This window comes from Brevundimonas sp. EU05-FHT14B11 (assembly GCF_058790835.1).
In genome coordinates, this window is the sequence record NZ_JBYTCY010000002.1 from 1,104,226 (window position 1) to 1,125,647 (window position 21,422).

General features: G+C 69.9%; 18 protein-coding genes. 9 read left to right on the forward strand and 9 right to left on the reverse strand.

Going from position 1 to position 21,422, the window contains the following annotated elements:
* The first annotated feature begins 58 nt into the window (after positions 1–58).
* On the forward strand, positions 59–886 hold the full coding sequence (locus tag AC3WRV_RS12910) for a hypothetical protein (RefSeq protein WP_492313557.1): 828 nt from the start codon (positions 59–61) through the stop codon (positions 884–886).
* On the opposite strand, the gene AC3WRV_RS12915 is transcribed toward AC3WRV_RS12910, so the two are convergent.
* Positions 847–1,770, reverse strand: a complete 924-nt coding sequence (locus tag AC3WRV_RS12915; protein WP_492313558.1) for an Hsp33 family molecular chaperone — start codon at positions 1,768–1,770, stop codon at positions 847–849. The two genes, AC3WRV_RS12910 and AC3WRV_RS12915, sit on opposite strands and share 40 nt — an antisense overlap.
* 123 nt (positions 1,771–1,893) lie before the next feature.
* Between AC3WRV_RS12915 and AC3WRV_RS12920 the strand changes: the two genes are divergently transcribed.
* Positions 1,894–3,300 carry an SDR family oxidoreductase gene (locus tag AC3WRV_RS12920; protein ID WP_492313559.1) on the forward strand — a complete coding sequence of 469 codons (1,407 nt, stop codon included), beginning with the start codon at positions 1,894–1,896 and terminating at the stop codon, positions 3,298–3,300.
* Positions 3,301–3,491: 191 nt separating this feature from the next.
* Here the strand turns inward: AC3WRV_RS12920 and AC3WRV_RS12925 are convergent, their stop codons facing one another.
* Entirely contained in the window at positions 3,492–3,821 is a 330-nt protein-coding gene (locus AC3WRV_RS12925) for a hypothetical protein (RefSeq protein ID WP_492313560.1), read from the reverse strand.
* A gap of 159 nt (positions 3,822–3,980) precedes the next feature.
* Between AC3WRV_RS12925 and serA the strand changes: the two genes are divergently transcribed.
* The 4 genes from serA to AC3WRV_RS12945 all read left to right on the forward strand — a co-directional run bounded on the left by serA (position 3,981) and on the right by AC3WRV_RS12945 (position 10,977).
* Entirely contained in the window at positions 3,981–5,870 is a 1,890-nt protein-coding gene (gene serA, locus AC3WRV_RS12930; protein WP_492313561.1) for a phosphoglycerate dehydrogenase, read from the forward strand.
* Between the two features lie 89 nt (positions 5,871–5,959).
* Entirely contained in the window at positions 5,960–7,780 is a 1,821-nt protein-coding gene (locus AC3WRV_RS12935; protein WP_492313562.1) for an SGNH/GDSL hydrolase family protein, read from the forward strand.
* A gap of 222 nt (positions 7,781–8,002) precedes the next feature.
* Complete coding sequence (locus AC3WRV_RS12940) at positions 8,003–8,617, forward strand: M23 family metallopeptidase (protein WP_492313563.1); 615 nt, start codon at positions 8,003–8,005, stop codon at positions 8,615–8,617.
* Positions 8,618–8,691: 74 nt separating this feature from the next.
* The gene (locus tag AC3WRV_RS12945) at positions 8,692–10,977 is read left to right on the forward strand and encodes an ATP-binding protein (RefSeq protein ID WP_291837269.1); all 2,286 of its coding nucleotides are present in this window, start codon (positions 8,692–8,694) and stop codon (positions 10,975–10,977) included.
* 27 nt (positions 10,978–11,004) lie between these two features.
* On the opposite strand, the gene AC3WRV_RS12950 is transcribed toward AC3WRV_RS12945, so the two are convergent.
* Positions 11,005–11,214 (reverse strand): hypothetical protein, encoded by a 210-nt coding sequence (locus tag AC3WRV_RS12950; protein ID WP_291837271.1) that lies wholly within the window; start codon positions 11,212–11,214, stop codon positions 11,005–11,007.
* Positions 11,215–11,228: 14 nt separating this feature from the next.
* Positions 11,229–12,509, reverse strand: a complete 1,281-nt coding sequence (aceA, locus tag AC3WRV_RS12955) for an isocitrate lyase (RefSeq protein WP_492313564.1) — start codon at positions 12,507–12,509, stop codon at positions 11,229–11,231.
* Positions 12,510–12,664: 155 nt separating this feature from the next.
* Here aceA and AC3WRV_RS12960 point away from each other — a divergent pair, with 155 nt between their 5' ends.
* Entirely contained in the window at positions 12,665–14,089 is a 1,425-nt protein-coding gene (locus AC3WRV_RS12960) for a helix-turn-helix domain-containing protein (protein ID WP_492313565.1), read from the forward strand.
* A gap of 104 nt (positions 14,090–14,193) precedes the next feature.
* On the forward strand, positions 14,194–16,551 hold the full coding sequence (locus tag AC3WRV_RS12965; RefSeq protein WP_492313566.1) for a TonB-dependent receptor: 2,358 nt from the start codon (positions 14,194–14,196) through the stop codon (positions 16,549–16,551).
* Here the strand turns inward: AC3WRV_RS12965 and AC3WRV_RS12970 are convergent.
* A complete protein-coding gene (locus AC3WRV_RS12970; protein WP_492313567.1) occupies positions 16,545–17,978 on the reverse strand; it encodes a hypothetical protein in 1,434 nt (477 codons plus the stop codon). The two genes, AC3WRV_RS12965 and AC3WRV_RS12970, sit on opposite strands and share 7 nt — an antisense overlap.
* Before the next feature lie 65 nt (positions 17,979–18,043).
* A complete protein-coding gene (locus tag AC3WRV_RS12975) occupies positions 18,044–19,033 on the reverse strand; it encodes a helix-turn-helix transcriptional regulator (protein WP_492313568.1) in 990 nt (329 codons plus the stop codon).
* 88 nt (positions 19,034–19,121) lie between these two features.
* Here AC3WRV_RS12975 and AC3WRV_RS12980 point away from each other — a divergent pair, with 88 nt between their 5' ends.
* A complete protein-coding gene (locus AC3WRV_RS12980; RefSeq protein ID WP_291840617.1) occupies positions 19,122–19,346 on the forward strand; it encodes a hypothetical protein in 225 nt (74 codons plus the stop codon).
* Positions 19,347–19,353: 7 nt separating this feature from the next.
* On the opposite strand, the gene AC3WRV_RS12985 is transcribed toward AC3WRV_RS12980, so the two are convergent.
* Genes AC3WRV_RS12985 through AC3WRV_RS12995 form a run of 3 tightly spaced genes read right to left on the reverse strand, consistent with a single transcriptional unit; the run spans position 19,354 to position 21,378 of the window.
* The gene (locus tag AC3WRV_RS12985) at positions 19,354–20,463 is read right to left on the reverse strand and encodes an acyltransferase family protein (protein WP_492313569.1); all 1,110 of its coding nucleotides are present in this window, start codon (positions 20,461–20,463) and stop codon (positions 19,354–19,356) included.
* A 43-nt stretch (positions 20,464–20,506) separates the two neighbouring features.
* A complete protein-coding gene (locus tag AC3WRV_RS12990; RefSeq protein WP_492313570.1) occupies positions 20,507–20,926 on the reverse strand; it encodes a DUF1801 domain-containing protein in 420 nt (139 codons plus the stop codon).
* 23 nt (positions 20,927–20,949) lie between these two features.
* A complete protein-coding gene (locus AC3WRV_RS12995) occupies positions 20,950–21,378 on the reverse strand; it encodes a hypothetical protein (protein WP_492313571.1) in 429 nt (142 codons plus the stop codon).
* Positions 21,379–21,422 lie beyond the last annotated feature (44 nt).

A 21,422-nucleotide genomic window follows, 5' to 3' on the forward strand; every position in this document is an offset into this window, starting at 1 on the left:
TTGAATGACGAGCGTCGGGACACGCGCCGGTCGGGGGTGCGTGTAACCGGGGGTTTCCATGCTCGAACTGCTCGCCGCCGCCCTGCTGTCGGCCCAGCCCGCCTGCGCCGCGCCCGCCAATACGGCGGCGCTCCTGGCCCGCCCCGAACGCATCCTCGTCGTCGGCGACTGGCACGGCACGGCGGAGATACCGGCGGCCTTCCTCGGCATCGTCTGCGAGGCCGCGAAACAGGGCCCCGTGACCGTCGCGCTGGAGATGCCCGAGACCGAGAGAACCCTGTTCAGGAACGCGCTGGCCGCGCCGACCGAGCAGGCCGCCCGCGACACCTTCCTGTACGGCGACTTCGGCAACCCCCGCAGCACCGACGGCCGCAACAGCGTGGCCATGCTGGACATGATGGTGGGATTCTGGCGGCTGAAGGCCGCCGGATACGACGTGGCGATCCACCCCTTCATGGCGGTGGACTCAAGAATCACAGGCCGCGATCAGGCGTGGTGGGAATTGGAGATGGCCTATGGCATGAGCCGCGCCCTCGTGGCCCGTCCTGACGCCCGGGTCGTGGTCTTCGTCGGCGACCTGCACGCCCGCAAGAAGGGCTACGCCCGCTTCCCCGACATCGGCGTGCCCGCCGCCGGCCACCTGCACGCCTCCGACACCTTCACCCTGCACACCGCCCAACAGGGCGGCGAGAGCTGGAGCTGTCAGCCGACCTGCGGCGTCCAGACCAGCCGGGGCCGACACGACGCCGCCGCCGACGCGCGGGGGATCATCCTCGGCCCGGTCGAGGACGGGGCCTATGACGGCGTGCTGGCGGTGGGTCCGACCACCGCCTCGCCGCCGGCGGCTCAGTCGGCCGCCGCGATCTCTTCCGGCGCCAGCTCGTAGACCGTCGCGCAGTATTCGCACGTCACGCGGATCCTGCCGTCGTCCTCGACCATGTCGGCCCGCTCCTGCGGGCTGAACGAGGCCAGCACGGCGCCGATCCGGTCCTTCGAGCAGCGGCACTGCGCCGACAGCGCGCGGGCGTCCTCCAGCCGCACGCCGTCCTCGTGGAACAGGCGGAACAGCAGGGTCTCCGGCGTGATGGTCGGATCGATCAGTTCGTCGTCGGCCAGGGTCTGGAACAGGGCGCGCGAGCGGTCCCACACCTCCTCGGTCGATCCGCGCGCGTCGTCCGCCGCGATCAGCTGGATCAGCGCCCCGCCGGCGCGCCATTGCGAGCCCTCGGCGGTCTCCACCGAGCCGACGGCCAGACGTACCTTGGTCGGGATCTGCTCCGACTGCTGGAAATAGTGTTCGGCGGCCAGCGACAGGCTCTCGCCCTCGATCGGGGTGATGCCCTGGGTGCGCTCGAAGTCCGGCCCGCGGTCCAGCGTCATGACGAAGACGCCTTCGCCCAGCAGCGTCCGGGCGCCGGGACGGGCGAAGCCTTGCGACGCGGCCGCGACCTCGTCGGCGTCGAACCGGCAGTAGCCGCGCAGGTGTCCGTCGGTGCCGTAGTCGGCCACGACATAGCGAACCGGCCCATTGCCCTGCGCCTGCACGATCAGGCGGCCCTCGAACTTCAGGCTGGAGCCGATCAGGGCCGCCAGCGCGCAGGCTTCGCCCAGCAGCGCCGCGACGGGCTCCGGATAGGCGTGCGCCGACAGGATGGCGTCGATCGTCTCGCCCAGCCGCACCAGACGGCCGCGCACGGGCCAGCCCTCGATCTGGAAGGCGGCCGCCAGGTCGTCGGAAGGCGTCGAATGGGTGTGCGCGTGATCGGTCACGGGCGGTCCTCGGTCATAAATGCGAAGGCGGCTAGATAGGGGGCCTGAAGGGCGATGATAAGGCCCCCTCCCCTCCCCGGCGTCAGGCGGTATAGTCCATGCTCAACCTCAGCCGGCGGTTTCATGACCAAAGCGCACCTCAAGCCCTTGAACAAGCAGGCGATCGTCATCACCGGCGCCACCTCGGGAATCGGGCTGGCGGTGGCGCGGCGAGCGGCGAAGGCGGGGGCTAACGTCTTCCTGATCGCGCGCGGCGAAAAGGACCTGCGCGCCCTGTGCGAAGAGCTTCAGGCCACCGGCGCCCGCGCCGCCTGGGCCATCGCAGACGTGGCCGACTTCGACGCCCTGTCCGAGGCCGCGGACAAGTGCCAGCGCCTGTTCGGCGGCTTCGACACCTGGGTGAACAACGCGGGCGTCTCCATTTTCGGCCCGATCCGCGAGACCACCCTGGAGGACCAGCGGCGGCTGTTCGAAACCAACTACTGGGGCGTGGTCAACGGCTCCCTCGTCGCCGCCGAACGGCTGCGCACGCGGCCCTGGGGCGGGGCCATCATCAATGTCGGCTCCATCCTGTCCGACGCCCCCATGCCGGTGCAGGGCGTCTATTCGGCGTCCAAGCACGCGGTGAAAGGCTTCACCAACGCCCTGCGCATGGAGATCATGCGCGACCAGGCCCCGATCAGCCTGTCGCTGGTCAAGCCGGCGGCGCTGGACACGCCCTACAGCCGGCATGCACGAAACCTGACCGGCTACGCCGTGCACAATCCCCAGCCGGTCTATGCGACCCACGTCGCCGCCGACACGGTGCTGTACTGCGCCGTCCACCCGATCCGCGAGATCACCGTGGGCGGCGGCGGGCGTCTGATCGCCAGTCTTTACAACGCCTTGCCCGGTGTCGCGGAACCTCTTCTCGCCCGGTTCGCTCCTTCATTGATGCGGGACAAGGGTTCCGCCTATGCGCCGGACGACGACGGGCTCTACGACCCGACCGAAGACGGCCTCGATGAAGAGGTTCACTATCCGATGGTTCGCCAGTTCTCCGCCCTCGCCGAAGTCCGCAAACATCCCGGCATCGCCGCCGGCGTCCTGGCGGTGCTGGCCGGCGTCGGCCTCGCCACCCTCCTGCTGAACCAGCGCACCGGCCCGACGCGGTATGAAAGCCTGCGCGGCCGCCTCAATCCGCGCGGCTGGGTCGACGCCGACGGCCTGCGCGGCCGGTTCGAGGATCTGGCCGAAAGCGTGCGTCGCGGCGTGGCCGAAGCCGGCGACCGCGCCCATGACCTCACCGACGACGCCCGCGACCGCGGCGGGCGCTGGCTGAAGCAGACGCAGAAATCCTCGCGCAAGGCGCTGAAGAAGCACGGCCGCACCGCCCGCCGCTATGCCGAGGACGCCGGCGACTACGCCAAGACCCACGCCAGGGAAGGCGGCGCCCTGATCGCCCTGGCCACCATCGCCGCCGCCATCGGCGCCGCGGCCCTGGACGCGCGCCGCCCCGACAGCCGCCTGCGCAACATCGGCCGGTTCTAGGCTGGCGCTACAAGCGGTTGGGCCGGAGCCCAGCCGGTGATTAGTGGTTAGTGATCAGTGGGTGGCCGCCGAACGGCCTGCATCAGGATGACACCCGCCCGTGGCGGCATCGAACCACTAATCACTAACCACTAATCACTTCCCAGCCGCCGTCAGGGCCGGCTGGCCGCTACCGTAACGGCAGCCGCCCCCTACGTCCGATCCTGACGCATCGGTATGCGATCCTGTCGGACATGGACCGCGATCTTCTCATCCCCAGGGATGGCCCTCCCGACATTGGGGCGATCCGTCGCTTCGCTCTGGCCGAACGGACCGCCGCCCGTCTTCAGGGCCGCACCCGCCACGCCCGCCTGTTCCACCGCCTCGTCCAGAAATGCCTGCGCGCCCTGCGCTTCGCCGCCCGCATCGAGGCAGGGCGGGCGCACGCTCATCCGCACTCTTCGCACCCGCTTTTTTCTGACGCGCCCGAAAAAGTTCGCGGCACGGCCGCGCCCGCCGTCCCGCCCGATCCTGACCGCCATCGCACCGTCCGCGAAGGGCGACGACGACGGTGAAGCGGGGTCTGAACCGTCATTTTGATGCCTATCGTCGCCCCCGGTGCGCGCATCAACCGATGTGCGCCCTTCGCGCGCGCACTGTCCCCCGTTGCTGCAACTGCGAAGGTGAGCCAAGGTCTCGGCATGGCAGACGCGACCTATGTCTTCGACTTCGATTCGACCCTCGTGCGCGTGGAGACGCTTGAGGTCCTGGCCGACATCGCGCTCGAGGGCTCGCCCGACGCCGCCAACGTCCGCGCCGAGATCGCCCGCCTCACCGATCAGGCCATGGCGGGGGAACTGCCCTTCGGCGAGGCCCTGCGCCGCCGCCTGGCCCTGCTGCCCCTGACCCGGGCCCATGTGCAGGCCCTGGCCGACCGCATCCTCGACGAGGGCACGCCGTCGGTGCGCAAGAACCTGGCCTTCTTCCGGGGCGCGGCCGATCACATCATCATCCTGTCGGGCGGCTTCCGCGAGATCATCGCCCCCATCGCCGAGCGGCTGGGCGTCGCGCCGGAACGGGTGCTGTGCAACGACCTGACCTATGACGCCGACGGGCGCGTCACCGGCGTCGACGACGCCAACCCCCTGTCCCATGCCGGTGGAAAGCCGCAGGTTATCAAGGCGCTGGGCCTGTCCGCCCCTGTGGTCATGGTCGGCGACGGCTGGACCGACGCAGAGGTCAAGCAGGCCGGGGCCGCCGACCGCTTCTACGCCTATACCGAGATCGTCCGCCGCCCGACGGTCGTGGCCGCCGCCGACGCCGAGGTCGCATCCATGGACGAGCTGCTGCACGCCGAGGGGCTGACTGGCCGCTGGTCCTACCCGCGCAGCCGCATGCGCATCCTGCTGCTGGAGACGATCCACCCCGCCGCCGTCGCGCGGCTGGAGGACGCCGGCTACACCGTCGAGACGGTCAAGGGCGCGCTGGGCGAGGATGAGCTGATCGCGCGCATCAAGGGCGTCCACGTCCTGGGCATCCGCTCCAAGACCCAGGTCACGGAGCGGGTCCTGGCCGCCGCCGACCGGCTGATGGCCGTCGCCGCCTTCTGCATCGGCACCAACCAGATCGATCTGGCCGCGGCCTCCGATCACGGCGTGGCGGTGTTCAACGCCCCCTACTCCAACACCCGCTCGGTCGTGGAACTGGCCGTCGGCGTCATGATCACCCTCATGCGCGACGTGCCGGACAAGTCCGCCGCCATGCACCGGGGCGAATGGAACAAGTCCGCCACCGGCTCGCGCGAGCTGCGCGGCAAGACCCTGGGCATCGTCGGCTACGGCGCCATCGGCAGCCAGCTGTCGGTCCTGGCCGAGGGGCTGGGCATGCGGGTCATCTTCCACGACCTGACCGAGCGGCTGGCGCTGGGCAACGCCCGGCGCATGCCCTCGCTGGACGCCCTGCTGGCCGAAAGCGACGTGGTCAGCCTTCACGTCGACGGGCGCGCCGACAACGCCGACGTCATGGGCGCGGCCCAGTTCGCGAAGATGAAGCCCGGCGCCCTGCTGCTGAACCTCTCGCGCGGCCACATCGTCGATGTCGGGGCCCTGGCCCAGGCGCTCGGCTCGGGCCGCGTCGGCGGCGCGGCGGTGGATGTCTTCCCCGAAGAGCCGGCCACCAACGCCGACCCGTTCGACAGCCCCCTTCGCGGTCTGAAGAACGTCATCCTGACGCCCCACATCGGCGGCTCCACCGAGGAGGCCCAGGAGGCCATCGGCGAGTTCGCCGCCGAACGCCTGCTGGCCTATCTCAACCGGGGCGACACCACCTTCTGCGTCAACCTGCCGAACGTGCAGCTGGCTGAGGTCTCGGGCGCCCACCGCATCCTGCACATCCACCGCAACCAGCCCGGCGTCCTGGCCGAGCTGAACCGCGCCGTGGCGGAGGCCGGTCTGAACATCCTGGGACAACATCTGAAGACGGACGAACGCACCGGCTACGTCATCACCGACGTGGACCGCGACTATGATCCGGACGCGGTGCAAACCCTGCGGGGTGTGGCCGGGACGCTGCGCTTCCGCATGCTCTACTGAAAGCTTCCCCAGCGGCATCTTGCGTACCCGGAAAACGGGCGCAGAGTGCGGTCAACGGTCGCACCCTGACGGCCGAGGGAGGAAAACCAATGTCTCGTTTCCTGCGTAGCGCGGCCGTCGCCGCGTTGGCGGTCGCCGCCATGGGCGCGGCCTCGGCGGCCAGCGCCCAGACCTACAACCGCCTCGTCGTCTTCGGCGACAGCCTGAGCGACAACGGCAACCTGTACGCCGTCAGCGGCGGCACGCAGCCGCTGTCCCCGCCCTATTTCCAGGGCCGCTTCTCGAACGGGCCGGTCTTCACCGAGCTGCTGGGCTTCAACGCCGGGCGCTTCACCGCCGGCGCGCCGGTGACCGGCAGCGTCAACTACGCCTTCGGCGGGGCCCGCACCGACTCGGCCGCCTCGCCCCCCGGCATGCGCAACCAGCTGCTGGCCTACACCGGCGCCGGCGGCACCTTCGGACGCAATGACCTGGTCAGCGTCCTGGGCGGCGCCAACAACATCTTCCAGGCCTTCCCCGGCGCCGCGGCCAGCCCCTCCACGGCCCAGAGCGTCATGCAGTCGGTCGCCACCTCGGCCGCCACCGACATCAACTTCATCGTCAACAGCATCGCCACCGCCGGCGCCGGCACCATCCTGGTGACCAACCTGCCGCGCCTCGGCATCACGCCGCAGTTCTCGGCGACCGGGCCCAGCGGCGCGGCCCTGGCCGACTATTCGGGAACCACGTTCAACAGCGCCCTGCTGAGCCGCCTGATGGTGACCGCGGCCGCGCAGCCGAACACCAACATCATCCTGATGGACCTGTACAAGATCAGCGATCCGCTGGCCGCCAACCCGGGCCGCTTCGGCCTGACGAACGCCACCAACAGCTGCCTCAACGGCGTGACGGTCTGCGCCAACCCGGACGGCTACCTGTACTGGGACGGCGTCCACCCGACGGCCGCCGGCCATCGCCTGATCGCCCGCCTGGCCAATGACTACCTGTACTACGGCGATCTCGGCTCCCAGGCCGCCGTGCAGGCCGAGACCGCCTTCCGCCAGCGCGAGGATCTGCTGGACCTGTCCACCGAGGCCTTCGCCGGCCGCGGCGCGTGGGAACCGGGCACCCACATGTCCTTCGGCGTCGTCGCCGACAGCGTCGAGAGCGACGCCCGCGGCTCCGTGGCCTCATCCAAGGCCACCGGCTGGGGCGGCCGCGTCGCCATCAATCACGTGGCCTCCGAAAGCCTGCGCTTCGGCATCGCCGGAACCTTCCGGACCGCCGACGTCGAGGCCGGCGCCATGGGCTTTGACGTCGAGACCTACGCCTTCGACGCCTGGGCCGGCTGGCGGTCGGGCAACATGTTCCTCGGCGCCGCCGCGGGCGGGTCGATCGACAACTATGACGACATCACCCGCCAGACCTCGCTGGCCCCGATCGTCCACACGGGCGAGACCAACGGCGGCAGCGTCGGCGCCCGCGTCCAGGGCGGCCTGTGGTTCGACATGGGCGGCATCGCCCTGTCGCCCCGCGCGGCCGTCAGCTGGGGTTCGACCGACGTGAACGCCTATAGCGAAGAGGGCGTCGCGGCCCAGTACGCCTATCAGGACCGCACGGTCCAGGCCGCCGCGGCCGAGGTCTCGCTGCGCGCCGAAGGCGGCGGCGAGGGCCTGGGCTTCTACATCGAGGGCGGCTACCGCGACTCGTTCGGCGACAGCAGCGACGGCGTCCGCGTCGGCATCCTGGGCAACCCCGCCCAGATCCTGGAGCGTGAGGTCGAGGATCCGTTCGGCGGCTCGATCCTGGCCTCGGCCGGCGTCGAGGCCGACATGGGCCCGGGCAAGCTGACCTTCGGCTACCGCGGCCGCTTCGGCGACCACGCCGACAGCCATGTGGGCGCGCTGACCTACCGCATCTCGCTGCAGTAGGCCTCCCAGGGATCGACAGAGGGGCGCGCGGCGAAGGCTGCGCGCCCTTTTCGTTGCACGCCTGCGACGACCTGCCGCCCCCCGCCGCCCCAAAGTCGCCCGGCCCCCTGCCTATCTGTCCGTCTTCCCGAGGCGCAGACGCCCGGTCGCGCTGCGGACATGGCGCGCCCGCTGCGCCCTTCTCCCCGCTCATCCGAGCCGAAGACGGAGCCGACGCCGCCCATGCGACGCCTGTTGCCGACCGCCCGGTCGTTCCTTCTCCATTCCGGTCAGGCCGCCGCCCTCGGCGCCGTGGCCGTCCTCGCCATGGCCGCCGCGCCGCTGACCCCGACGCCCGCGTCGGACGAGGCCTTCGCCGTGCCCGAGCTTCCCCCGGTCACCGCCGTGGCGTCTCCGGCGGGGCCCGTGACCCGCGTCATCGCCTTCGGCGAACCCCTGCGCGGCTTCGCCGTCAACTCGGCCTTCGGCATGCGTCGCCTTCCCGGCCAGCAGGCCCGCCGTCACGAGGGCGTCGACATCGCCGCCCCGACCGGCACCAGCGTCAGCGTCGCCGCCGAGGGCCGCGTCCTGCGCACCGGCTATGACGCCGACGGCTACGGCCGCTTCATCGAGGTCCGGCATCCCAACGGCATGAGCAGCCTTTACGGCCACCTGAGCCGGATCGACGTCGCCAGCGGCGACGTGGTCGCTCCGGGCCAGCGCATCGGCCTGGTCGGCTCGACCGGCCGCTCGACCGGCCCCCACCTGCATTTCGAGGTCCGCCGCGGCGACCGTCAGGTCAATCCGGTCAAGGTTATGGGCCAGGCGTTCGAAATGACGGTGTCCGCCCCGGCCTGACGGTCGTTCACCGTACATATGCCCACGCTTTCTTCACCCCTTTCCAGGATAGTCCCCGACCGAAAGGGGCCGCCTTGGACCGCATACTCTACTGCATCGCCTTCCAGCACGACTGGCGCTGGACGCTGGCCGCCGGTCTGATCTGCGTCTTCGGCGTGGGCACGGCGTACCAGCTGCTGGGCCGCGCCCGCGAAGCGGTCGGCCCGCGCCGCCGCAACACCGCCCTGCTGGCGGCCTTCACCGGCGGCCTGGCGGTCTTCTCGACCCACTTCCTGGCGATGCAGGGCTATGACGCGGGCGGCGAGGTCCGCTACGCCGTCTGGTCCACCATCAGCTCGTTCTTCATGGCCTTCGCCAGCATCGGTCTGGCCTGCATGGTCGCGCTCTATCGGCCCGGCCCGGTGTACCGCGCGCTCGGCGCCGCGCTGGCGATCTCGGGCGTCGCCGCCATGCACTTCCTCGGCGTCGCCGCCATGCAGCTGCCCGGCCTGATCCTGTGGAGCCCGGACCTGGTAGGCGCCTCCATCGCCGCCGCCATCGCCCTGGCCGCCGGCAGCGCCGCCTTCCTGCACGGACGCCCCGCCTGGCTCCGCTTCGCCGCCGGCGCCTGCGGCGCGATCTCGGTCGTCATCCTGCATTTCGGCTCCATGAGCGCCATGACCCTGGAGCCGCACTTCGCGGTCGACAACACCGCCTGGTCGCTGTCCGGCGGGATCATGATCAGCGTCATCGCCGCGATGGTGCTGGGCATCGCCTCCATCGCCGGCGCCGCCGTCTGGATGTGGTGGCTGTCCCGGGCCAGCGCCCTGGGCCAACTGCGCCAGGCCATCGAAGCCATGCCCGACGGCCTGGCCTTCTATGACGCCAACGACCGTCTGGTCCTGTGGAACACCCGCTACGCCGAGGTGAACCCCGGGCTGGCGACGACGCTGCAGAAGGGCATGACCTTCCGCGAGATCGTCCAGATCGGTCTGGACGAAGGTCTCTACGCCAACGCCCTGGGCCGTGAAGACGCGTGGATCGCGGAGCGGATGGCCACCCGCGCGGCCCTGTCGACCACGATGGAGCAGCACATCTCGGGCGACAACTGGCTGCGCGTTTCCGACCGCCGCACCGTGGCGGGCGGCACCGTCACCATCTGCACCGACATCACCGAGCTGAAGCGCGACGCCCGCGCCCTGTCGGACGCCCGCGACGCGGCCGAACAGGCCAACGGCGCCAAGAGCCAGTTCCTGGCCAATATGAGCCACGAGATCCGCACGCCCCTGAACGGCGTCATCGGCGTGGCCCAGGCGCTGGCCAACACCGACCTGTCGGCCCAGCAGCGCGAGATGCTGGACCTGATCCAGTCGTCGGGCCAGACGCTGCAGGTCCTGCTGAGCGACATCCTCGACCTGGCCCGCGTCGAATCCGGCCGCCTGGAGCTGTCCGAGGAGGCCTTCGACCTGGGCCGCGCCGTACGCGAAGCCGCCCAGCTGTACGAGACCTCGGCCCGCGAGAAGGGGCTGCAGTTCTTCGTCGAGATCGACCCCGAGGTGGATTGCTGGGTCGCCGGCGACGTGGTGCGCCTGAAGCAGATCCTGACCAACCTGGTCTCCAACTCGGTCAAGTTCACCGGCGAGGGCTTCGTCTGCCTGACCGCCGCCCCCGGCCCCGTGCGCGCCGGCCAGCCGACCCTGCGCTTCTCGATCGAGGACACGGGCATCGGCTTCGACAGCGAGACCCGCACCCGCCTGTTCAGCCGCTTCGAGCAGGCCGACGGCGCCATTACCCGCAAGTTCGGCGGTTCGGGCCTGGGCCTGGCCATCTCGCGTCAGCTGGCCGAGATGATGGGCGGCGAGCTGGACTGTGAGAGCGAGCCCGGCGGCGGCTCGTCCTTCATGCTGACCATTCCGATGCACAAGGCCGAAGCGCCCGCCACGGTCGCGGCCTCCGGCTCGGCCCTGGCCGCCGGCGACGACCGCCGCCTGCGCGTGCTGCTGGCCGACGACCACCCGGTGAACCGCAAGGTCGTGGAGATGATCCTGGCCCAGGCCGACATCGACCTGACCTCGGTCGAAGACGGCTCGCTGGCGCTGAACGCGGTGCGGGACGGCGACTACGACCTGATCCTGATGGACATGCAGATGCCGGTCATGGACGGGCTGACCGCGACCCGCGAGATCCGCCTGCACGAGGCCGCGATGGGCCTGCCGCGCACGCCGGTGATCATGCTGACCGCCAACGCCCTGCCCGAGCATATCGCCTCGGCGGAAGGCGCCGGCGCGGACCGGCACCTGGCCAAGCCCTTCGACGCCGGCGAACTGCTGGAGCTGGTCATCTCCCTGCCCCGCGCCGCCCAGGCCGCGATCGCCGCCTGATCCGGCGGCGACCGCTTTCGCCCGGGGCTATTCGTAGCCGTGGGCGGCTTCGTTGATCACCTGCGAGGGCATCGTCGAGAAGTCGACGGCGACCGGCTGGGCGATCTTGGACCGGAAGGTCTTGAGCACATGCTCCAGCCGGCGCCGGACCTCGCGCTCGGCCTCGGTCTGGGTGTCCAGGGTCAGCGGGGCCAAGCAGAAGTCGATGATGGCCGAGGTGGTTTTCAGCGGTTCCATGGGGTCTCTCCTGGTTATTCGGCCGCGACGAACTGCGCGGTTTCGGTGGAGTCCTTCAGCGCCGTGGTCGACGACTGGCCGTTCGAGATGACGGTGGCCACCTGGTCGAAGTAGCCGGTGCCGACCTCGCGCTGGTGACGGGTGGCGGTGTAGCCGCGGGCCTCGTTGGCGAACTCGCGCTGCTGCAGCTCGGAATAGGCCGCCATGCCGCGGTCGCGGTAGCCGTCCGCCAGCTCGAACATGCCGTTGTTCAGGCTGTGGAAGCCCGCCAGGGTCACGAACTGGAACTTGTAGCCCATGGCCCCCAGCTCGCGCTGGAACTTGGCGATCGTGGCGTCGTCCAGCTTGGCCTTCCAATTGAAGGAGGGCGAGCAGTTGTAGGCCATCAGCTTGTTCGGATGCTCCTTCTGGATCGCCTCGGCGAACCGCTTGGCGTCGTCCAGATCGGGGTGGGAGGTCTCCCACCACAGCACGTCGGCGATCTTGGCGTAGCTGAGGCCGCGCGCGATGCAGTGATCCAGTCCCGTCCCCTCCTTCAGTCGGAAGAAGCCCTCGGGCGTGCGGTTGTCGCGGTCGACGAAGGGCTGGTCGCGCTCGTCGATGTCCGAGGTGATCAGCTGGGCGCTTTCGGCGTCGGTGCGGGCGACCGTGATCGTGGGCGTGCCCATGACGTCGGCGGCCAGGCGGGCGGCGACCAGGTTGCGCTCATGCGCCTGGGTCGGGATCAGGACCTTGCCGCCCAGGTGGCCGCACTTCTTCTCGGACGCCAGCTGGTCCTCGAAGTGGACGCCGGCGGCGCCGGCCTCGATGAAGGCCTTCATGATCTCGAAGCTGTTCAGCGGCCCGCCGAAACCGGCTTCGGCGTCGGCGACGATGGGCACGAACCAGTCGCGCTTGGCCCCGCCCTCGGCGTGTTCGATCTGGTCGGCGCGCTGCAGGGTGCGGTTGATGCGGCGGCACAGCTCGGGCGCGGCGTTGGCCGGGTACAGCGACTGGTCCGGATACATGGCCCCGGCGGTGTTGGCGTCGGCGGCGACCTGCCAGCCCGACAGATAGATGGCCTTCAGCCCCGCGCGGACCATTTGCATGGCCTGGTTGCCGGTGACGGCGCCCAGGGCGTTGATGAAGGGCTCGGTGTGCAGCAGCTCCCACAGGCGGTTGGCGCCGCGCTCGGCCAGCGTATGGGTGATCGGCACCGAGCCGCGCAGGCGCAGGACGTCCTCCGGCGTATAGGGGCGTTCGATGCCGTCGAAGCGGCCGGAGGGCGAAGGAACCAGATCGGCGAAGGTGGTCATGGTCGGTCTCTGTCCAGTGGGCCGTCGATGCGCGGCGGGTCACGGGCAGAGGAACACGCGTCAGTCACAAACGATACACGCCAAGGCGGACATATCGCGTCATTGAGTCACGATATGACACTTGATGTTAAGTCATTTTGTGACATCGTGCGGTCATGGACACCGCCGACCGCAAGCTGTTCCTGGGCGGCCGCCTCAAGCGGCTGCGGCGGGATCTGGGCCTGACCCAGACGGCCATGGCCGGCGATCTGGGCGTCTCGCCCAGCTATCTGAACCACATCGAACGCAACCAGCGCCCCGTCTCGGCCCAGCTGCTGCTGCGTCTGGCCGAGACCTATGACGTGGACCTGCGGGCGCTGGGGCAGTCCGGCGGGCCGGCGTCCGAGGCGACCCTGTCTGAGGCCTTCGCCGATCCGGTCTTCAACGGACTGGCTGTGCCCCGGCACGAGATCGTCCAGCTGGCCGAGGACCAGCCCGCCGTGGCCGACGCCGTGCTGCGCCTGTACCGCGCCTTCAGCGACCGCCGCGCCCGCGACCGGGCCGAGGCCGACATCGGCGGCGGTGGAGGCGACGAGACTCCCGCCGACCGGGTGCGCGACTATGTGCAGGCGCGCCAGAACCACTTTCCCGACCTGGACGCCCTGGGCGAGGCGCTGGCCGCCGCGCTGGAGGCCGACAGCCCCGGCGAGACCTTCGAGACCCGCGCCCGCGCCCGGCTGATGGCGCGCCACGGCCTGACCGTGCGCACCCTGCCCGACGATGTGATGGTGGAGTGGACCCGCCGCTACGACCCGCACCGCAAGCGGCTGCACCTGTCCGAGACCCTGGGCCCCTCCTCGCGCGCCTTCGCCGTCGCCTTCCAGCTGGCCCTGGCCGAGCATGACGCCGAACTGACCGCGCTGGCGGCGTCCACCGACATGCCCGACGAGGCCACCCGGCGGGTGCTGAAGGTCGCCCTGACCAACACCCTGGCCGCCGCCATCCTGATGCCCTACGCCGCCTTCCACGCGGCGGCGGAGGCCAACGGCTACGACATCGCCCGGCTGGAGGCGCGCTTCGGGGTCAGCTTCGAACAGGCGGCGCACCGGCTGACCACCCTGTCCCGCCCGTCCGCGCGCGGCGTGCCCTTCTTCCTGATGCGGGTCGATCAGGCGGGCAACATCTCCAAGCGCTTCGCCTCGGGCGCCTTCCCCTTTTCGCGCTTCGGCGGGGCCTGCCCGCGCTGGCGGCTGCACTCGGCCTTCCGCACCCCGGGCCGGATCGTCACCCAGATCATCGAGACGCCCGACGGCCAGCGCTGGTTCACCCTGGCCCGCACCGTCGAGCGCCAGGGCCGCGACGCCTTCACCGAGGGGCACGACCTGGCCATCGGCCTGGGCTGCGAGCTGAAGCACGCGCGGCGCCTGATCCATGCCCGCGGCCTTGATCTGGCGGCGCCGGAGGTGACGCCGATCGGCCCCGCCTGCCGCCTGTGCCACCGCCACCCCTGCGCCGAACGGGCCGCCCCGCCGGTCGATCGCGCGCCGGCGGTGGACGACTGGTCGAAGTCGGTCAGCCCGTGGCCGTTCGTGACGGCCTGATCGGCATAGCGTAGAAAATCTAACGCCAGACCACAGGAAATCCCGTTTGGCGCTGATCAATGCATCCATCAGCTTGCAGTTAATCTGCACGGCTGGGGATAGTCATGACCAAACAACGATTGCTGCGAACCGGCGCGCTGGCGCTCGTCCTCGGCTGCGGCGCCACCGCGGTCCAGGCGGAGGACCCGGCCGGCGCGCCACAGACCCAGACCCCCAGCGTCGCCCAGCTCGGCGACCTCGTCGTCACGGCCCGGCGGCGCGAGGAACGCGCCCAAGAGGTTCCGATCGCCCTGACCGTCATCGGCGGCGAACAGCTGGACGACACCAACACCTACAATATCGGCCAGCTGACCCAGCAGGCGCCCAGCGTTCAGCTGCTGTCGTCAAACCCGCGCAATACCGCCATCACCATCCGCGGCATCGGGGCCAGCTACGGCCTGGCCAATGACGGTCTGGAACAGGGCGTCGGCATCTATGTCGATCAGGTCTATTACGCCCGCCCGGCCACCGCGACGCTCGACTTCGTCGATCTGGAGCAGATCGAGATCCTGCGCGGCCCCCAGGGCACCCTGTTCGGCAAGAACACCACCGCCGGCGCCCTGAACATCACCACCCGCGACGCCGCCTTCACGCCCAGCGGCACGGCCGAGGTCACGGTCGGAAACCTCAGCTTCGTCCAGGCCAAGGCCTCGATCACCGGACCCATCATCGACGAGGTCCTGGCCGGACGCCTGTCGATCGTCTCGACCCGCCGCGACGGCGCCTTGCAGAACGTCCGCGTCGGCCGCGATCAGAACGACCAGAACAGTTTCGCCGTGCGCGGCCAGCTTCTGTGGATGCCGACGCCGCAGCTGACCGTGCGCGCCTATGGCGACTGGAACCGCCAGCTCCTGGAGTGCTGCACCCAGGTGTACGTCGGCGTCGGCACGACCCTGAAGCCCGCCGGGTCGCAATACCCGGCGCTGGCCGGCGGCCGCGGCTACACGCCCCCCAGCACCAATCCCTACGATCGGCTGGTCGACATCGACGACGACATTCAGGCCGACCAGTGGCAGGCGGGCGGGTCCGTGATCGTCGACTATGATTTCGGCGACGTGCTGCTGACCTCGATCAGCGCCTATCGCGAGTGGGATTGGGAGCCCGCGAACGACCGCGACTACACCGGTCTCGACATCCTCAGGAAGTCCAACAATCCGTCGCACCAGGACCAGACCAGCCAGGAATTCCGCCTGTCTTCGGTGGGCGAGAACACGATCGACTGGGTCGGGGGCCTTTATTACTTCAACCAGACCGTCACGACCAACGGCATCACCCAGTACGGCAGCGACGCCTCCTACTGGCTGCTGGCCGCGGGTACCCCGGCCGCCTTGCTGGAGGGCTACACCGCGATCAACGTCTCGGCGATCGAGACCACCAGCTACGCCGCCTTCGGCCAGCTGACCTGGAACGTCAACGACCGGCTCAGGATCACGCCCGGCCTGCGCTACACCCGGGAAGACAAGTCCGGCGTCTATGATCTGTCCGTCTCTGGCGGGCTGGTCACGGCCGACCCCACCCTGATCTCCCGCCGCCTCGGCATCCAGCGCCCGCAGAACTACTCAGCCGAGATTTCGGAAGGCAGCTGGTCGGGGCAGTTGGCGATCTCCTACGAGGTCACGCCCGACATCCTGCCCTATTTGAGCTACGCGAAAGGCTTCAAGTCGGGCGGCATCAACATGTCCGGCCTTCCCACGACGGCCGCCGGCCTGCCCGCCCTGACCGCCGCCGAGGTCCGGCCCGAAGAGGTCACCACCTGGGAGCTGGGCCTGAAGACCCAGGCCTTCGACCGGCGCCTGACCGCCAACCTCGCCGCCTACTACACCGACATCACGGACTTCCAGGCCAATGTTGTTGACGCCGGCCCCGGCGCATTGCGCGGCTATCTGGCCAATGTCGAGAAGGTCGAGATTCGGGGCGTCGAACTGGACCTGACCGCCCATCCCAACGAATTCCTCGATCTCTACGCCAATGTGGCCTGGACCGACGGGGAGTACACGTCATTCAGGAACGGGCCCTGCCCGCTGGAGCTGATCGGGGCCTCCACCGCCGCCTGCGATCTCAGCGGCAAGGAACTGCCCGGCGTCTCGCCGTGGGCGCTGGCCTTCGGCGGCGAACTGCATGGACCCGGCTCGGTCCTGGGTCTGTCGGGCGAGGTCTTCGCCGGCACCGACGCCAGCTATCGCTCGACCTATAACTCGGACGCCGCCGTATCCCGCTACACCGAGATCGAGGGCTACGGCCTGCTGAACCTGCGCGCCGGCTTCCGGTCCGACAACGGCTGGGAGGCGTCCGTCTTCGTCAAGAACGCCCTGGACGAGGAGTATCTCCAGTTCGTCAGCGTCCAGACCGGCAACTCGGGCCTCGTCATCGGCAATCCGGGCGACGAGCGCACGATCGGCGTCACCGTCAGGGCGCGCTACTGAAGCAGGACGATGCGCCCGGCCTCCATCCGGTAGGTCACGCCCGTTCGGTCGAACAGGCGGGCGATCAGGATCGAGGGGTCAGGCGCGCCGGTATCCAGCAGCGCGTCGATCTCGCGCCGGACGTCCGGATCGCCGGAGACCTGCACCAGGGCGTTCAGCCACTCTTCCCGGGTCAGGACGCCGTCCTCGCGGTTGGCGTCGATCAGGGGCTTGAGGAAGTCGAACCAGTCGCCGCCGGTCGCCTGCTTCTGCGCGCCCTCGGCGGCCATCGCGAACACGGCCCCGCAGGCGTAGTTGGCGCGGTGCTCGCCCCGCTGAGCGGCCGACACGACCGGCTCGTCGGCGAGCTGGGCGCAGTCGTCGACCTCCTTCTGCAGCTCCCGCATCGTGTCGAAGGTCGGATCGAGGGCCGCGGAGGCGCGGATGGCGCTCAGGTCCGCCCCGCCTTCCGTGATCCAGGCGTCGCGCCGGGCCTCGTAGCGCACGGTCTGACCCAGCCAGAAATGCGCGCTCTCATGACCGATGAACCAGCGGGCGCGGTCGCTCATCGGCTTGGTCGGCTCCATCACGCCCGTGCCCTGGAAGGCCATGATGATCAGGCCGGGCAGGACGCTGCCGCCCATGCTGGTCATGCCGGGCGTCGGGCCGTCCCAGCCGACCATGATGGTGGGCTTGTCGGTCTGGCCTGGTCCCAGGCGCCGGGCGTAGTACTCGGCCATGCGGGGGGCGAAGCCGGCGATCTCGGCGCTGATCCAGCCGGGAAGCTGCGGATCGATCACGGTGGCCAGGCGCGGGCTGTCGACCAGCGCCATCTGACCGAACAGGACATAGGTCCCCTGGCCGCTTGAGGTCGCCTCGGCCCGCCGCTCACCGTTGATCAGCACCGGTCCAGCCCTGTCGCGCCAGCGGATGACGGCGTCCTGGCTCTCGAACTCCGCCTCGTTGAGGTCCTCCGGCAGGGCGCGGGCCGCTTCAACGGAGGCCAGGGGGAAGACGTCGAAATGGCCGCTGTAGAGCGCCGCCGAGCCGTCGGTGAAGACGATGGCCGGGTTGTAGTCGGCCTGCAGGTTCTGCGAGGCCGGACGCATCACGATCCGGATGCGGCGCGGCACGGCGCCGCCGCCCGTGGCGCGCAAGATGTCGAGATGGCCCTGCCGCTCCAGGATCACGCCCGGCGTCTCGATGGTCCACTGGACCGGCCGCCACGACCCGCGGCCGTCGATGTCCAGCGCCGAGCGGATGAAGGCCCAGACCGGGGCGTCGGACGGCAGGACGTAGTCGGCGGTCCAGCGGTCGCCGTCGCGGGTCACGGTCACCTGCGGCGCGGCGGCTTCGGCGACAGCGGAGGCGGGCGCGCCGCCGGCGGTGGCGCAGGCGGTCAGGCCGAAGGTCAGCGCCGCGATGGCGGCCATGGTGGTCAGACGCATTCGGCGTTCCCCTGTTCAAGCGCACCCTGCCCCGTCGCCGCGGCAAGCGTCAGCTTAAGTTTTGGTCACGCTTGGGACCGTGAAAGGGCGCGCTGGGCCGAGGCCAGCTCCCCGGCCATCACGGCCTTCAGCCGGGCCGGCTGGATGATCTCCACCTGCTCGCCCCAGGTGAACAGGTGCCAGGCCAGTTCGCGCATGCCCGAGGCGCGGAAGCGGACCACGACCGAGCCGTCCGGCTGGTCCTCGACGTCCTGGGTCGGGTGCCAGCGCCAGCCCCGGGCCTCCGGCGCCCCTTCCGGCGTGATCTTCAGCACCACGTCCTCGATCGCGTCCTGATAGATGCCGAAGGATTGGCCCGCGAAGACCTGCAGGTCGAAGTCGGCGGGGGGCGTGGCCACGCCCGGCTCGGCCTTGACCGCGCTCATCCGGTCCAGACGGAAGGTCTTGATGGCCCCGCCGTCCGGCTCGGCGGCGACCAAGTAGTTGGCGCGACCGAACATCAGGCCGCAGGGGGTCATGACGCGGCGCCGCGCCTCGGCGCCCGGACGGCTGTAGATGAAACCCAGGGGCTGGCCGGCCAGCACGGCCCGCCGCACCTCCGCCAGCACCACCTCGTCGGCCGAGGCGCGCGGCCCGGCCTGCACGGCCAGGGTCTCGGCCCGCACCAGCGCCTCGAGATCCGGGGCCAGCCGGTTCAGGGTGGTCGAGCGCACCGCCGACTTCAGCTTGCGTTCCAGCCCTTCCAGCGAATTGGCCCGGGACGGTTCGCCGGTGGCGCGCAGCCCCTGCGCCGCCTTGCTGAGCTCGACCAGTTCCTCGGCCGTCGGGGCCTGTTCGAAGGCCGACAGGCCGCCGCGGATGCGCCAGCGCTTGTAGGGCGGGTCCGAGACCTCCTCGGTCTGGGGAAACAGCACCAGCACGGCGTCGCGCAGCCGCTCGGCGGTCCGCCGGGCGCTGTCGGTCTCACGCATCATGTCCTCAAGCGTCAGGCCTTCGGCGCTGGCCGCCATCCGCCGCGCGAGGTCCAGAACCATGGCCGCCTTGTCGAATCTCATGAGCGCCAGAAACCATACGTCCAAAAATGACGCAACGCTGTCTTACGACACAATCATCGACAGCGACACCGCTTCACGGAGTTTCCAAATGGCCCGCGCCTTCGCCCCCGCCGCCCAGATCGCCGCCAGCCGCTACCTGATCGTTCCGTGCGAGGCCGAAGCCGGCCTGGCCGTCATCTGGGACCGTCTGGAAGAACAGGTGATCGACGTGATCGACGCCCGCTCGTCGGCCCGCTACGCCGACGAGGACGCGCTGTGGGACGAGGCCCGCCCGGTCTTCGATCCCGCCGCCGACTTCCGCATGGCCGCCTGAGGACGGCTCAGGCCGCCTTCGGCTTGGTCCAGCGGTCGATCAGACGTTGGGCCGGCGCTTCCACCAGGCGATGCGCCAGCACGGCCAGGACCACGATCAGGCCGAACAGGGCGATGGCGAACAGGTCGTTCAGCCACGGCGAGCCGAAGTCGATGCGTCGTCCGCCGGGCAGCCAGTCCAGCTTGCGGCCGATGATCAGTATGACCACCAGCACGAACATGTGCACCATGTAGATGGCGAAGGACCACCGCCCGAGGGTGACCAGAGGCTTGGCGTCCAGCAGGCGCGACAGGGCGCCCTCCTCGCCCGCGAAGACCCAGACCGCGAACACGAACAGCAGGGTCACCAGCACCGTCACCGGCCCCGTGGCGAAGCCGATGAAGGCGCAGACCGCCAGCACGGTCGCGATCTCCAGCGCCGTCGCCGCCCCGCCCTTCAGGCGCGGGATCCGGGTCCAGGCTCCCTGCAGCAGGCACCCCAGGAAGAAGCCGTACACCGCCCTCGGGAAGGCCAGGTCGTGGGTGGTGTTCATCCAGCGCGGAGCCAGGGTCAGCACCATGATCCCGCCGATCACCGCCAGCACCGCCCCGACCCAGCGCCAGCCGCGCGGGAGGGCCAGCACCAGGGCGGCGAAGACGACATAGCAGCCGACCTCGACGCTCAGCGTCCAGGCCGGGCCGTTCCAGGTCAGGAAGCCATGCAGGTTGTAGGCCTGGACCAGCAGCAGGTTGGTGAAGATCGACTCGACCGAGCGGTCGCGCGCGAACGGGGTCACGCTGTCGAAATGGGTCCACAGCCGCAGCAGCTCCAGCCCGATGAAGGCCGCCAGCATGAGGACATGCAGGGGCCAGACCCGGCCCAGCCGCCGCACCATGAACCGCCCGGCGTCCCGCGTCGTCTTCAGCCGCGCGGCATAGGCATGGGCGATGACGAAGCCCGACAGGACGAAGAAATAGTCGACGAACAGATAGCCGTGCTGGATCAGGCCCCAGTCGCGCCAATGACTGGCCACCGGCATGTGGAACATGACGACCAGGATGGCGCAGACCCCGCGCAGGGAATCCAGCGCCTCGAAGCGGTGGTGGGCGGCGTTGGCGGGTTGAGCAGGCGTGTTCACGGGCGCGTGTTAGCGCCGCCCGCTGGCGCGCGATAGGGGCTTGTCAGCAGCCCCCGGCGCCGGGGGCTTTGGCCCGCATCCACGCCACCGACCGCTGCACCAGTTCGCGCAACACCGCCGGGTCCAGATCATCCAGCCGGTTCACATACAGGCAGCCCACGCTGGCCTTGTGCTTGCCCAGCCGCGCCAGCACGTCGTCCACTCCATCGAAGTCCCGCGCGACATAGAGGACCAGGTTCGCCTTGCGCGGCGAGAAGCCGATGATCGGCCAGTCGCCGGTCGCGCCGCGATAGCTGCCGTAGCCGATGATCGACGGCCCCCACATCACGGCGGGCTCGCCCGAGGCCTCGGCCATCAACGCCTGCACCACCTCGGCGTCGGCCCGACGACGCGGGTTTTCGACGGCGGCGATGAAGTCGGCGACAGGGACGTCGGTGGGGCGGGTCTTGGGTTCGCTGGCCATGAGACATCCCTCCGGTTGCGAGCCTACCTCCGGACGGCGCTTCCCGCTACAGGCCACCGCGTCCCGCCCTGCCTTGCGAAAATCAGTGCGGCGATCACCGCCAGCGCGAACGGAAAACCGCTGGGCGGCATCAGGGCCGAGCAGACCAGCAACCATACTCCCAGGCCGATGAACACCCCGCGCGGCACAAGCACGCCGCGTCGATCAAGATCGACCAGAAGCGCTCCCAGTCCCATGACCGGGACCGCGAAACTGCCGATCGTGGACCAGAACGCGAAGCCGCCGGCGACCAACTCCGGGCGCTGCCCAGCCAGCGGTCCCCAGTGCTCCCAGGACCACAACCGGCCCCTCGCCAGATCTCCCGCATAGCTGAACGCATCCAGACCAAGCACACCGAGATGAAGGAGGCCCAGCCCGATCAGGCCGAAGCAACCCAGCCGATAAAGTGTCATGCCTTCACCTCCATACACTTCTGTATGGTCGCCCGGTTGGCAGC

What these genes read in the sequence shown, in the direction of transcription:
- serA (WP_492313561.1), top strand. Translation starts at nt 3,981, where the DNA reads ATGGCAGACGCGACCTATGTCTTCGACTTCGATTCGACCCTCGTGCGC.
- AC3WRV_RS12965 (WP_492313566.1), top strand. Translation starts at nt 14,194, where the DNA reads ATGACCAAACAACGATTGCTGCGAACCGGCGCGCTGGCGCTCGTCCTC.
- AC3WRV_RS12990 (WP_492313570.1), bottom strand. Translation starts at nt 20,926, where the DNA reads ATGGCCAGCGAACCCAAGACCCGCCCCACCGACGTCCCTGTCGCCGAC.
- AC3WRV_RS12960 (WP_492313565.1), top strand. Translation starts at nt 12,665, where the DNA reads ATGGACACCGCCGACCGCAAGCTGTTCCTGGGCGGCCGCCTCAAGCGG.
- AC3WRV_RS12950 (WP_291837271.1), bottom strand. Translation starts at nt 11,214, where the DNA reads ATGGAACCGCTGAAAACCACCTCGGCCATCATCGACTTCTGCTTGGCC.
- AC3WRV_RS12910 (WP_492313557.1), top strand. Translation starts at nt 59, where the DNA reads ATGCTCGAACTGCTCGCCGCCGCCCTGCTGTCGGCCCAGCCCGCCTGC.
- AC3WRV_RS12995 (WP_492313571.1), bottom strand. Translation starts at nt 21,378, where the DNA reads ATGACACTTTATCGGCTGGGTTGCTTCGGCCTGATCGGGCTGGGCCTC.
- AC3WRV_RS12920 (WP_492313559.1), top strand. Translation starts at nt 1,894, where the DNA reads ATGACCAAAGCGCACCTCAAGCCCTTGAACAAGCAGGCGATCGTCATC.
- AC3WRV_RS12970 (WP_492313567.1), bottom strand. Translation starts at nt 17,978, where the DNA reads ATGCGTCTGACCACCATGGCCGCCATCGCGGCGCTGACCTTCGGCCTG.
- AC3WRV_RS12980 (WP_291840617.1), top strand. Translation starts at nt 19,122, where the DNA reads ATGGCCCGCGCCTTCGCCCCCGCCGCCCAGATCGCCGCCAGCCGCTAC.
- AC3WRV_RS12940 (WP_492313563.1), top strand. Translation starts at nt 8,003, where the DNA reads ATGCGACGCCTGTTGCCGACCGCCCGGTCGTTCCTTCTCCATTCCGGT.
- AC3WRV_RS12925 (WP_492313560.1), bottom strand. Translation starts at nt 3,821, where the DNA reads ATGGCGGTCAGGATCGGGCGGGACGGCGGGCGCGGCCGTGCCGCGAAC.
- AC3WRV_RS12935 (WP_492313562.1), top strand. Translation starts at nt 5,960, where the DNA reads ATGTCTCGTTTCCTGCGTAGCGCGGCCGTCGCCGCGTTGGCGGTCGCC.
- aceA (WP_492313564.1), bottom strand. Translation starts at nt 12,509, where the DNA reads ATGACCACCTTCGCCGATCTGGTTCCTTCGCCCTCCGGCCGCTTCGAC.
- AC3WRV_RS12975 (WP_492313568.1), bottom strand. Translation starts at nt 19,033, where the DNA reads ATGAGATTCGACAAGGCGGCCATGGTTCTGGACCTCGCGCGGCGGATG.